Source organism: Neolewinella maritima (assembly GCF_923081025.1).
Lineage (GTDB): Bacteria > Bacteroidota > Bacteroidia > Chitinophagales > Saprospiraceae > Neolewinella > Neolewinella maritima.
The window spans coordinates 635,384-647,528 of the sequence record NZ_CAKLPZ010000002.1; the positions used below are offsets into that span (position 1 = coordinate 635,384).

10 protein-coding genes are annotated in these 12,145 nt (G+C 58.6%); 4 read left to right on the forward strand and 6 right to left on the reverse strand.

Translation table 11 applies throughout. The features are described 5' to 3' along the window. The first annotated feature begins 216 nt into the window (after positions 1–216). From carA to sucD, 4 genes are all read left to right on the forward strand, one after another. Complete coding sequence (gene carA / locus MJQ68_RS11055) at positions 217–1,320, forward strand: glutamine-hydrolyzing carbamoyl-phosphate synthase small subunit (RefSeq protein ID WP_238751170.1); 1,104 nt, start codon at positions 217–219, stop codon at positions 1,318–1,320. A gap of 89 nt (positions 1,321–1,409) precedes the next feature. After that, positions 1,410–2,705 carry a phosphopyruvate hydratase gene (eno, locus tag MJQ68_RS11060; protein WP_238751171.1) on the forward strand — a complete coding sequence of 432 codons (1,296 nt, stop codon included), beginning with the start codon at positions 1,410–1,412 and terminating at the stop codon, positions 2,703–2,705. 32 nt (positions 2,706–2,737) lie between these two features. After that, positions 2,738–3,055, forward strand: a complete 318-nt coding sequence (locus MJQ68_RS11065) for a hypothetical protein (protein ID WP_238751172.1) — start codon at positions 2,738–2,740, stop codon at positions 3,053–3,055. 8 nt (positions 3,056–3,063) lie between these two features. Beyond that, positions 3,064–3,936, forward strand: coding sequence for a succinate--CoA ligase subunit alpha (sucD, locus tag MJQ68_RS11070; protein ID WP_238751173.1), 873 nt, complete (start codon positions 3,064–3,066; stop codon positions 3,934–3,936). Between the two features lie 135 nt (positions 3,937–4,071). Here the strand turns inward: sucD and fcl are convergent, their stop codons facing one another. From fcl to gmd, 6 genes are all read right to left on the reverse strand, one after another. Further along, positions 4,072–5,004, reverse strand: coding sequence for a GDP-L-fucose synthase (fcl, locus tag MJQ68_RS11075; RefSeq protein ID WP_238751174.1), 933 nt, complete (start codon positions 5,002–5,004; stop codon positions 4,072–4,074). Beyond that, positions 5,001–6,317, reverse strand: coding sequence for a UDP-glucose dehydrogenase family protein (locus MJQ68_RS11080; RefSeq protein ID WP_238751175.1), 1,317 nt, complete (start codon positions 6,315–6,317; stop codon positions 5,001–5,003). The genes fcl and MJQ68_RS11080 overlap by 4 nt, the downstream gene beginning before the upstream one ends. Before the next feature lie 78 nt (positions 6,318–6,395). Next, on the reverse strand, positions 6,396–7,355 hold the full coding sequence (locus tag MJQ68_RS11085; protein ID WP_238751176.1) for a UDP-glucuronic acid decarboxylase family protein: 960 nt from the start codon (positions 7,353–7,355) through the stop codon (positions 6,396–6,398). Between the two features lie 126 nt (positions 7,356–7,481). Further along, the gene (locus MJQ68_RS11090; protein WP_238751177.1) at positions 7,482–9,077 is read right to left on the reverse strand and encodes a DUF1501 domain-containing protein; all 1,596 of its coding nucleotides are present in this window, start codon (positions 9,075–9,077) and stop codon (positions 7,482–7,484) included. Positions 9,078–9,088: 11 nt separating this feature from the next. Further along, on the reverse strand, positions 9,089–10,672 hold the full coding sequence (locus MJQ68_RS11095; protein WP_238751178.1) for a DUF1800 domain-containing protein: 1,584 nt from the start codon (positions 10,670–10,672) through the stop codon (positions 9,089–9,091). A 307-nt stretch (positions 10,673–10,979) separates the two neighbouring features. After that, positions 10,980–12,095 (reverse strand): GDP-mannose 4,6-dehydratase, encoded by a 1,116-nt coding sequence (gmd, locus tag MJQ68_RS11100; protein ID WP_238751179.1) that lies wholly within the window; start codon positions 12,093–12,095, stop codon positions 10,980–10,982. Positions 12,096–12,145: the final 50 nt, after the last annotated feature.

The window sequence follows — 12,145 nt, forward strand, 5'->3', positions numbered from 1 at the left end:
TGCCGGTAACTGGTTTAAGGCATTTACCCCCCCAGCTGTTGCCGCTTGGTACAACTTCTTGCTGGCGAGCTAAGCCATCAGGAAGCCCGGCACCCGCGTACCCGCCCCGGTTATAACGCACTTCGGATCGGTCGCATACCCCGTGAGCTGATTCCTTCGTCACCTATCCCGCTTCGCTTCCTATCTTCGCGGCGAGTACCAACCCCGCCGACCCCTATGAGTGACCAACGCGCCATCCTGCTGCTAGCCGACGGCACGACCTACGAAGGCAGAGCCGCCGGCAAGATCGGCACCACTACCGGAGAGATCTGCTTCAATACCGGTATGACGGGCTACCAGGAGATCTTCACCGACCCCAGCTACTACGGACAGATCCTGGTGACCACCAATGCGCACATCGGCAACTACGGCATTAAGGATACCGACGTGGAATCGGACCACGTGAAGATCGCCGGTCTGATCTGTAAGAACTTTACCGTCCCCTACAGCCGGCAGCAGGCGCAGGGCTCGATCCAGGAATACTTCGAACGCGAGGGCGTAGTGGGCATCAGCGACGTGGACACCCGGGCCATCGTACGCCATATCCGCGACAAGGGCGCGATGAACGCCATCGTCTCCAGCGAGAATTTCGACCTCAAGGACCTGAAGCGACAGCTCGACGCCGCCCCCGATATGGAGGGACTGGAACTGAGCAGTAAAGTGACCACCGAGGAAGCCTACACCCTCGGCGACCCCGCCGCAGCCATCAAGGTGGCCGTGCTGGACCTCGGCACCAAAAAGAACATTCTGCGCAACTTCGTGCAGCGCGACTGCTACGTAAAGGTCTTTCCCGCCCGGGCGACCATGGCGGAGATCGACGCCTTCGGGGCCGACGGGCTTTTTATCAGTAACGGACCCGGCGACCCCGGGGCCATGGACTACGCCGTAGAGACCGCCCAGGCTATGCTAGCGGAGGACAAGCCCATGTTCGGCATCTGTCTCGGTCACCAGATCCTGGCCCGTGCCGTAGGGATACCTACCTATAAGATGCACAACGGCCACCGGGGCATCAACCATCCGGTGTTCAACCTGCTGACGGGCAAGAGCGAGATCACGAGTCAGAACCATGGCTTCGGTGTAAGTCCGGAAGCCATTGCGCAGAACCTCGACGTGGTCGAGATCACCCACCGTAACCTCAACGACGATACCATCGAGGGTATCCGCATCATCGGTAAGCCCGCCTTCAGCGTGCAGTACCACCCCGAGGCCAGTCCCGGACCCCACGATGCGGCCTACCTCTTCGACCAATTTGTAGATTTGATCAAAGGGGCTAAGGGCTAAGGGAGCTATGGGGTTAAGGCCAGGACTTACCTTCGCCCCTCGACGTCCTTAATCCCCTTCTCCCCCTAACTCCTTAACTCCCTGTACCTATGAGCAGTATTCTCGATATCCGTGCCCGCCAGATCCTCGACAGCCGCGGCAACCCCACCGTAGAAGTGGAAGTAGTGACCGCCGAGGGCATCGTAGGCCGTGCCGCCGTACCCAGTGGGGCCAGCACCGGCAAGTACGAAGCCGTAGAACTGCGCGACGAGGACAAAAGCGTCTATATGGGTAAGGGTGTACTCAACGCGATCAGCAACGTGGAGGAGAAGATCGCCGAGGAACTGCTGGGCGTAGACGTGACTGATCAGCGCTACATCGACGAGACGATGATCGAGCTCGACGGTACCAAGAACAAGAGCAAGCTGGGAGCTAATGCCATCCTGGGCGTAAGTCTGGCCGCCGCCAAGGCCGCCGCCCTGGAGCTGAACCAGCCGCTGTACCGCTACATCGGCGGCGTGAACGCCCACACCATGCCGGTACCGATGATGAACATCCTCAACGGCGGCAGCCACGCGGATAACAGCATCGACTTCCAGGAATTCATGATCATCCCCCTGGGCGCCGATACCTTTTCGGAGTCGCTGCGGATGGGCGTAGAAACCTTCCACCACCTCAAGAAGGTGCTCAAGAGCAAGGGATACAGCACCAACGTCGGCGACGAGGGCGGCTTTGCCCCCAACATCAAGAGCAACGAAGAGGCCATCGAGATCGTGCTGAAGAGCATCGAGTCAGCCGGCTACAAGCCCGGTGAGGATATCATGATCGCGATGGACGCCGCGGCCTCCGAGTTTTACAACGCCGAGGAGGGCGTGTACCACTTCCATAAGTCGGACGGCCGCAAGATCGAGCCCGCTGCCATGGTCGACTACTGGAAGAGCTGGGTGGATAAGTACCCCATCTTCAGCATCGAAGACGGACTGGACGAGGACGACTGGAACAGCTGGGCCGCGCTCAACGCCGCCATCGGTAACCGCACGCAGCTGGTGGGCGACGACCTGTTCGTCACCAACACCGACCGCCTGCGCCGCGGTATCACGGAGCAGAGCGCTAACAGTATCCTGATCAAGGTAAACCAGATCGGCTCGCTGACCGAGACCATCGAGGCGGTGAGTATGGCCCAGACGGCCGGCTACACCAGCGTGATGAGCCACCGCAGCGGAGAGACCGAAGATACCACCATTGCCGACCTGGCCGTAGCCCTCAACACCGGGCAGATCAAGACGGGCTCCGCCAGCCGCTCCGACCGCATCGCCAAGTACAATCAGCTGCTGCGCATCGAGGAAGAACTGGGCGAAACGGCCTACTTCCCCGGCAAGGACCTGCTGCGTAAGCTGAATAAGTAGTTCGTACCGTAGCCACCCCGTACCTTCACGCCATGCCCCCCCGTAAAGCCGCCAACCCCCTCACCACCCTCTGGCATAAAGTGCCCGCTTACCTGCGGAACAAGTACTTCTTCACGCTGGTCGCCTTCGTGATCCTGATGGTGTTCGTGGATCGGCACGACGTGGGTACGCAGTTCCGCCTGCACAGCACCGTGAACCGGCTGGAGAACGACCTGGAGCGCTACGACGAACTGACCGTGGAAGCGGAGGCGACCAAGCTCGATATGGAGCAGAACCGCGAGCGTTTCGCGCGGGAAAATTATTACATGCAACAGGATGATGAAGACGTATTCATCATCGTCAACAAATAAGCTTTTATATGGCAGTTTTAGTGACTTCAGATTCTAAGGTAATCGTACAGGGTATCACCGGTAAGGAGGGCAGCTTCCACGCCGAGCAGATGATCGAATACGGCACTATTGTCGTCGGCGGCGTCACTCCCGGTAAGGGCGGACAGACCCACCTCGACAAGCCCGTCTTCAATACCGTCGCTGAGGCCGTCAAGGAAGCCGGTGCGGACGTCTCCGTCATCTTCGTACCCCCGCCCTTCGCCGCCGACGCCATCATGGAAGCTGCTACAGCCGGCATCAAGGTGATCATCTGCATCACCGAGGGCATCCCGGTACAGGATATGGTGAAGGTGCGCTCCTACATCAACGATTACGATACCCGCCTGATCGGACCCAACTGCCCCGGCGTGATCACGCCCGGACAGGCCAAGTGCGGCATTATGCCCGGCTTCATTCACACCCCCGGTAAAATCGGTATCGTGAGCCGCTCCGGTACGCTTACTTATGAGGCCGTCGACCAGGTCACCAAGGCCGGTATGGGTCAGAGCACCTGCATCGGTATCGGTGGCGACCCCATCATCGGTACCACCACCAAGGACGCCGTAGAACTGCTCATGAACGACCCCGGCACCGAAGGCATCATCATGATCGGTGAGATCGGTGGTACCATGGAAGCTGACGCCGCCCGTTACATCAAGGCGCACGGCACCAAGCCCGTCGTCGGCTTCATCGCCGGACAGACCGCCCCCAAGGGCCGCACCATGGGCCACGCCGGTGCCATCGTCGGTGGCCACGAGGATACCGCCGAAGCCAAGATGCAGATCATGGAAGAGTGTGGGCTGCACGTGGTGAAGAGCCCCGCGGATATTGGTAGTACTATGGCTAAGGCGCTTGGCCGTTAGGGGTTAAACACGGATTACACAGATTTTGGGCACGGATTGCCACGGATCAAAAAGGGAAGTAAGACGACGTCTTACTTCCCTTTTATATTTCGGTGTTAATCCGTGCTACGACTCCGCGTAATCCGTGTTTAAATCCTAGTACCAGTCAGCAGAGCCAAGCGAAGCGTATACCCGCTCGATCCCCTCCCGCAGCTCGATCGAGTGCTTCCAGCCCATGGCGTGGAGCTTATCGACGTTCATGAGTTTGCGGGGGGTGCCGTCGGGCTTGCTGGTATCCTTGGTGATCTGCCCTTCGTAGCCGACCACGTCCTTGATCGTTTCGGCCAGGGAGAAGATGCTGAGGTCTTCGCCGGTACCGACGTTGACGAAGCCATAGTCACTGAAGTTGTGCATCAAAAAGACACAGGCAGCGGCCAGGTCGTCGGCGTGGAGAAACTCCCGCTTCGGGGAGCCGGTGCCCCACATGACTACCTCTTCGGTACCCGCCTTCTTAGCTTCGTGAAACTTGCGGATCAGTGCGGGCAGCACGTGGCTGGTTTCCAGGTTGTAGTTGTCGTTCGGGCCGTAGAGGTTGGTAGGCATCACCGAGATGTAGTCACAGCCGTACTGTGCGCGGTAGGCGTCACAAAGCTTGATCCCGGTGATCTTGGCGATGGCGTAGGGCTCGTTGGTGGGCTCCAGGGGGCCGGTCAGCAGGGCATCTTCCGTCAGGGGCTGGGGGGCCAGTTTGGGGTAGATGCACGACGAGCCGAGGAACTGTAGCTTGGTCACCTCGTTCACCCGGGCAGCCTCGATGATGTTGGCCTCGATCATGAGGTTATCGTAGAGGAATTGCCCGCGGTAGACGTTGTTGGCCATGATGCCGCCCACCTTGGCCGCGGCCAGGAAGACGTACTCGGGCCGCTCCGCCGCAAAGAACTCATTCACGGCGCGTTGGTCGCGCAGGTCGAGTTCCTTGCTGGTGCGGGTCACGATATTCTCGTACCCATCCGCCCGTAGCTTACGCACGATGGCCGAGCCTACCATGCCACGGTGTCCCGCGACGTAGATTTTATGCGCTGGACTCATGCCTGTACGGGTTGCCGACCGATGCTGTCGTAGTGGAATCCAGCTTCCTGCATCCGTTGCAGGTCGTAGAGGTTGCGGCCGTCGAAAATGACGGGCTCGGTGAGCAGCTCCTTCATCCGGTCGAAGTCGGGGGTGCGGAAGACGCTCCACTCCGTCACGATCGCCAGGCAGTCGCTACCCCTGAGCGCGGTGTACTGATCTTCACAGAAGGTAACCTTGTCCCCGTAGATCGCCCTGACGTGCTCGGTCGCTTCGGGGTCGAAGGCCCGCACCTGCGCGCCCGCCTCCAGGAGCCGGTCGATGGTGTACAGGGCGGGAGCCTCGCGGATATCGTCGGTATTGGGCTTGAAGGCTAGTCCCCACAGCGCGATGGTCTTGTCCTTGAGGCTGTCACCGTAGTACTGCTCCAGCTTGTCGGCGATGCGGAAGCGCTGCCGAGTATTGACATCCATGACCGCATCGAGGATCTTGAAGTTGTAGTCGTGCTGTCCGGCGGTAATGGCCAGGGCCTGTACGTCCTTGGGGAAGCAGGAACCTCCGTATCCCACACCGGGAAAGAGGAAGCGCTTGCCGATCCGGGAGTCGCTGCCCATACCCCTGCGTACGGCATCTACGTCCGCGCCCGCCTTTTCACACAGGTTGGCGATCTCGTTCATGAACGTGATGCGGGTGGCCAGGTAGGAGTTGGCGGCGTACTTGGTCATCTCGGCCGAGCGCAGGTCCATGAAGATGATGGGGTTACCCGAGCGCACGAAGGGCTCGTACAGGCGGCGCATTTTTTCCTTGGCTCGCTTACTGTCGGTGCCGATCACTACGCGGTCGGGCTTCAGGAAGTCGTCTACGGCTACGCCTTCCCGCAGGAACTCGGGATTGGAGACTACGTCGAAGAGTGCTTCGTCCAGGTTCTCGACCAAGGCGGCGTGTACTCTTTCGGCGGTACCTACGGGTACGGTGCTCTTGTCGATCACCACGGTATACTTGGTGATGAGGGTACTGAGGTCCTTGGCTACGCCCAGGATGTACTTCAGGTCAGCCGCTCCGCCCTCACCGGGGGGGGTAGGTAGGGCCAGGAAGATCACGTCGGAGGCGTCGACGGCTTCCTTCAGGTCGGTGGTAAACTTGAGGCGGCCCTGCCGCTGGTTGCGCTCGAAGAGTACGTCCAGGTCGGGCTCGTAGATGGGCACTTTGCCCTGCTGCATTTGCTCGACCTTATTGGCATCGATATCGACGCAGATCACGTCGTTGCCCGTCTCGGCAAAGCACGTTCCGGTCACCAGGCCTACGTAGCCGGTGCCTACTACTGCAATTTTCATAGTGTGTTTGGTTTATTGGAAAGATTGGGGCGGGGCCGCAGGTGCAATGTCCCACTCCCGCAAAGGAATGAGAGTTAATTAGGCGTTTTGGGCATCCGCCCGGGCGACGGCTTCACGGAAGTAGGGCAGGCTTCTGCGCAGACCCTCCGCACGGCTCACCTTCGGGCTCCAGCCCAGGATCTCTTTCGCCTTCGTGATGTCGGGCTGCCGCACCTTGGGGTCGTCTACCGGCAGGGGTTTGCGGATCAGTTTCGCGTCGGGGTTGCCGACCAGTTCTAGGATCTCCTCGGCAAACTGTAGGATGGTAGTCTCGTCCTGGTTGCCGATGTTGACGGGCTGAGCGTGATCGCTCATGAGCAGGCGGTAGATGCCTTCGACCAGGTCGTCTACGTAGCAGAAGGAACGGGTCTGACTGCCGTCACCGAAGACGGTCAGTCCCTCCCCACGGATGGCCTGGCTGAAGAAGGCCGGCAGTACGCGACCGTCATTGAGGCGCATGCGGGGCCCGTAGGTATTAAAGATCCGGATGATGCGGGTCTCCAGGCCGTGAAAGGTGTGGTAAGCCATGGTCATGGCCTCCTGGAATCGCTTGGCTTCATCGTAGACTCCGCGGGGGCCTACGGGGTTCACGTTGCCCCAGTACGTTTCCTTCTGGGGGTGTTCGAGGGGATCACCGTATACTTCACTGGTGGAGGCGATGAGCATACGGGCCTTTTTGGCCTTGGCCAGACCGAGTAGGTTGTGGGTGCCCAGGCTACCAACCTTCAGGGTCTGGATCGGCATTTTAAGGTAGTCGATCGGGCTGGCCGGGCTGGCGAAGTGCAGGATGTAGTCGAGCTCGCCGGGTACGTGCACGAACTTGCTGACGTCGCTGTAGTAGAACTCAAAGTCCTTGCGGGGCATCAGATGGGCGATGTTATCCATCGAGCCGGTGATGAGATTATCCATGCCAATGACATGAAAACCTTCCGCCAGGAAGCGGTCGGAAAGGTGAGAACCGAGGAATCCGGCGGCACCCGTGATTAGTACTTTTAGCATGTTTGTTCGTGGGGGTATAGTGAAAGGGGTAAAAAAGCGAAACCAGGAGGATCAATGATCCCCCTGGTAACCGCATAAACGTCTAGTGTTGTTGTGTTTGGGGAACCGTTTAACGAACGAATAAGTCTAGTTGAGCACTACTTTCCGTGTCATATTACCACCGGTCTCGGTGGCCAGACGAAGGACGTACGTACCGGAGGGCAGCCGGCGCGGACGGGTGAAGAGTACGTGCTGCGCCGTGCCATCTACACTGATCTGATTAGCGAGTACCATCCGGCCGCGGCCGTCGAAGAGGGTGTAGCGCAGGAGATTGGTGCCCGGACTGGTGATGTCGATCACGACCTGATTGGAGGTGTTCGGCTTGGGTTCACCAATGGTCCATCCTTCTTCAGGTTTTTCTTCCGGGCCTGACTCTGCCGTGTTGTCTTCATTGCACGTACTGGCGATGGGCAGGTACTTGAAGTCGTTGTGGAGTAGCCGCTTTACGTCGTAGGTCTGTACGTTGAACCAATCGACCAGAATGGAGCCGTATACATCCCGGAAGTCGAACTGCATGGGTACTCCCGTACCCTGACTGACCTGCCGGTCGATCTGCACGTTGTTTCCTAGGATGCCTCCGTCGACGCAGTTGCCGAACAGGAACATGGGGCCGGCCGTACCGTGATCGGTACCGAAGCTGGCATTGGGCCGGATGCGGCGACCGAACTCACTGAAGGTCATACCGAGTACGCGTTCCTCCAATCCCTGCTTAGCCAGGTCGTTCTGGAAGTCGCTGATGGCCCGGCTCACATCACTGAGGAGTAAGGCGTGAGTACCCTGGTGTTCGTTGCCCTCGATGACCTGACCGGCGTGGGTATCAAAGCCATTCATGTATACGGTGTATACCTTGGTCTGCAGGCCACCGCTGATCATGCGGGCTACCTTCTTGAGTTGTTCCGCCAGTGGGTTGAACTGGTTCTTGGGGTAGATGCGCTCGTCGCGGCGGCGGTAGGTCACGGCATTCGAGCCCTTCTCGGCGGCCGCCTTGATGACGCTGTTGTAGTCGTTGGTCTGCTTCATCGTGGTGCGGATGAAGTCTAGCTCGTTACCGTACTTATCGCCGGGGCTGCTGCCCGACATGGTCGAGAGCTGCCGGGTCTGCGTGGGGTCGAGGACCGTTTGGCTCATGTTGATCTTCGCTCCCTCACAGGTGGGGTGAGCTACATCACCGATGGAGATAGCCGGGGGGTGGGGCTGGCCGGAGTTGGGGTAATTGCTTGGATAGTTGGGGTACTGGGTATCGAGGTACCGTCCCATCCAGCCCGTGGTGACGAATTCGTTAGCCGCCGAGCCCGAGGTGTAAATATCCGTTGACCGGAAGTGGCTACGGTTTTGGTCGGGATAGCCTACGCTCTGTACGGGACGAAGCTTGCCCTCGTCGAAGAGGTTCTTCATGTCCCCCATCTCGGGGTGAATACCCAGCTCGTCGGTGAGTTTCAGGATTCTACTTTGATCGATGAGTACGTTGTTCCGTACGTCCTTCAAGTCGTCGTACTGGTCGAGGGGGATCAGGGTATTGAGCCCGTCATTACCGCCGAACAGGTGTACGATGACGAGGATCCGGTCGGAGTCCGGCGCGATCATCGAGGTGAAGCGCGAGGTACTGGCCCGGGTATTGGTCAGGGGGAAGAAGGCGGGAATACTAAGGGTGGCCGCCGCTTGGAGGAAGTTTCTACGTTTCATGCGAGTAATGATTACTGGAGTTGAAATTCAGCGAGGCCGAAAAGTGCTTTGAAAAAATCGCGCAGAAGATCGTCTACGGGGCGGGCGTATTCCTTTACTCCAGGGTTCGCCAGGTATTTTTCTACGAGGGTGCGCCACTGCGACTCCGAGGTGCCCTGCAACAGCTTACCCTTGAGGTAGCTGATCTGGTTACTGGCCAGGGGGCGGGGGAGGAAGATCAGCAGTGTTTCGCTGATCATATTGTCCACGTTCTTGGAATCGGTGAGGGACTTGATGTACCCGTAGTAGTTGATGTCGATACGGTCGCCCTTGATGTGGTAATCCTCGTCGAGGAGCAGGCCGATGGAAATCTTGTCACGGCTCTGCATCAGGGCGGGGCTCAGCCAGTGGCGGTAGTACTGCGGAGCATCGTAGTACGCCTTCCACCCGGAGATCGTAGGGGGTTCCAGGAACTGCAGTTGCAGGTCGCGGCAGTAGTTGGAGTACTGGTCGCCGAGCTCGTAGCGGCGCTGTAGGTTGAGTACCCGGGTTTCGTGATCGAATTCCCGGAAGGGCCGCAGGATGCTGCCCAGGAAGTCATGGGGGTTTTTGATGATGGCACCCTGAAAGGTCTCCCGGTAGAAGTGCTCCGAGGTGAGCAGTTGCCGCAGTACGGGCCTGATCTCGTAGTTGTTCCGCATCAGCGTGTCTGCGAGGGGGTAGATCACGTGGGTCATCACCTCGTCGTTGATCTCGTAGTAGACGAAGTAGCGGTAGAGGCGCTTACAGAAGTTGAGGGCGGAGGCCTTGTAACTCAGCAGGATGTCGATGACCTCCTTGTACTCGTTGGCCCCTCCGTTGCGAATGACCTTGTTGCCCAGTCGGCGGCTGAGTTGCTTGTCGCCCGTATCGTGAGCGGCGGAGTCGAAGTAGCTCTCTACCGGCGTGTTCGAGTCGCTGTACAGGAAGTCGCGGTTGCGCCAGCCGGTGAGCGCACGGGCAAGGGCCTCCACGTCTTGTTCCGTGTAGGTGGTATAGTCACCGGGTGCTACGGCCGGGCCCTTACCTAGCGTGAAGAGCTCCATGAGCTCCCGGGCATAATTTTCGTTCGGATTGCGCCGGTCGTTGGTGTGGCCGTCCAGGCAGAACAGCATCCGGGGATCGACGGTGATCCGCTGAAGTATGGTGCGCAGATTGCCCACGGCTTGCTCCTGATACAATTTCAGGTGGCGGTACATGGCCCGGTGATCGGTAGCCGGACCGGAGATCGCGAAGTAGTTGAGCCAGAAGAAGCTCATGCGCTCCTGGATGTTGGTGCGGTCCGAGCGGACCATATTGTTGTAGTACCAGCCCTTAAGGGAGACGCCGCGGTACTGATTGTTGCCGCGGTAGTTCTTGTCGATCCAGGTGTCGCCTAGCGTGATGTACTCATCGTAGTCGTTGCGGTACTTGACCGGCGGCGAGGGGATGGAAGCGTCCTTTAGGAGAAGATCGACGGTTGCGTCCAGGCCAGCCCGCTGAGCGGTCTTGATCTCTTCCAGTAGAGGACCATAGAGCGTGCGGCGAAGGAGATGGGCGGCTTTTTCACGATCCCATGTGCCAGAATACCGGCTCAATGGGGCAACGGTGGGAGACGAAGTGGATGGTTTAGACAAATCGTAGGTATTTAAAATGAAAACAACCAGGTAGGGTCCGGCGACTTACGTCGGGGAATCTAATCTTGAACGTTTTGCAAATTGGAATACCGTAGGAAGGCAGTGTCATAGCCAGGGATATATCCCTAGGGCGGCCCAAAATTACGTGGGCTGTGTCAAAGATCCAAAATAATAGGCAGCTTTGTTCGTCGCTGCTAGGATTGAAACCGCCGGAGGCCTTACTTTATTGGACCTCCGGAACGGTTTTTACAATCTTTCTGCCTCCAGCCTACTCGTACTGATTACGAATCTCGAAGCCTTCCCGCTTCAGCAGTTGGTCACGACGGAACAGTTTGATGTCAGCCCGTACCATCTCGGAGCACATAGCTGCCAGATCGTAGGTGTGCTTCCATCCCAGCTTTTCCTGTGCTTTGGTGGGGTCGCCCAGGAGAAGTTCTACCTCCGTAGGGCGGAAGTATCGGGGGTCTACAGCGACTACTTCGGTGCCGACGGCGAGGGGGAAATCCTCGTTGTGTACCTCGGCGATGTAGCCGATCTCCTCAGCATCCTTACCCTTGAACTCTAGCTCTACACCGACTTCCCGGAACGACATCCGCACGAAGTCGCGTACGCGGGTGGTCACGCCGGTAGCCAGGACAAAGTCCTCCGGTTCATCCTGCTGCAGGATTCTCCACATCCCTTCCACGTAGTCTTTGGCGTGGCCCCAGTCACGCTGGGCGTCCATATTACCTAGGTAGAGCTTATCCTGCAGGCCCATAGATATTTTAGCCACGGCCCGGGTGATCTTGCGGGTCACGAAGGTCTCCCCGCGCAGCGGACTTTCGTGGTTGAACAGGATGCCGTTGCAGGCGTACATGCCGTAGGCTTCGCGGTAGTTGACGGTGATCCAGTAGGCGTAGAGCTTGGCTACCGCGTAGGGGGAGCGGGGGTAAAAGGGCGTCGTTTCGGATTGTGGTACCTCCTGTACCAGTCCGTACAGCTCCGAGGTAGATGCCTGGTAGAAGCGGGTCTTGTCCGTCAGGCCCAGAAGCCGGATGGCCTCCAGCAGGCGGGTCGTACCGATGCCATCGGCATCTGCCGCGTACTCAGGCATATCGAAACTCACCTTTACGTGGCTCATGGCCGCCAAATTGTAGATCTCGTCGGGCTGCACCTCCTGTACGATGCGCACCAGGTTGGTGGAATCAGTGAGGTCACCGTAGTGAAGGATCAGGTTGCGCTCCGAGACGTGGGGATCCTGGTACAGGTGGTCGATCCGATCGGTGTTGAACTGCGACGCGCGGCGTTTGATACCGTGCACCTCATACCCCTTGCTCAGAAGTAGTTCGGTGAGGTAAGCACCGTCCTGTCCGGTAATACCGGTGATGATGGCTTTCTTTGACATAGTAGGTGGTAATGTAGGTGAGACGATGTGGGAAAAACAAAGCGCCTCCC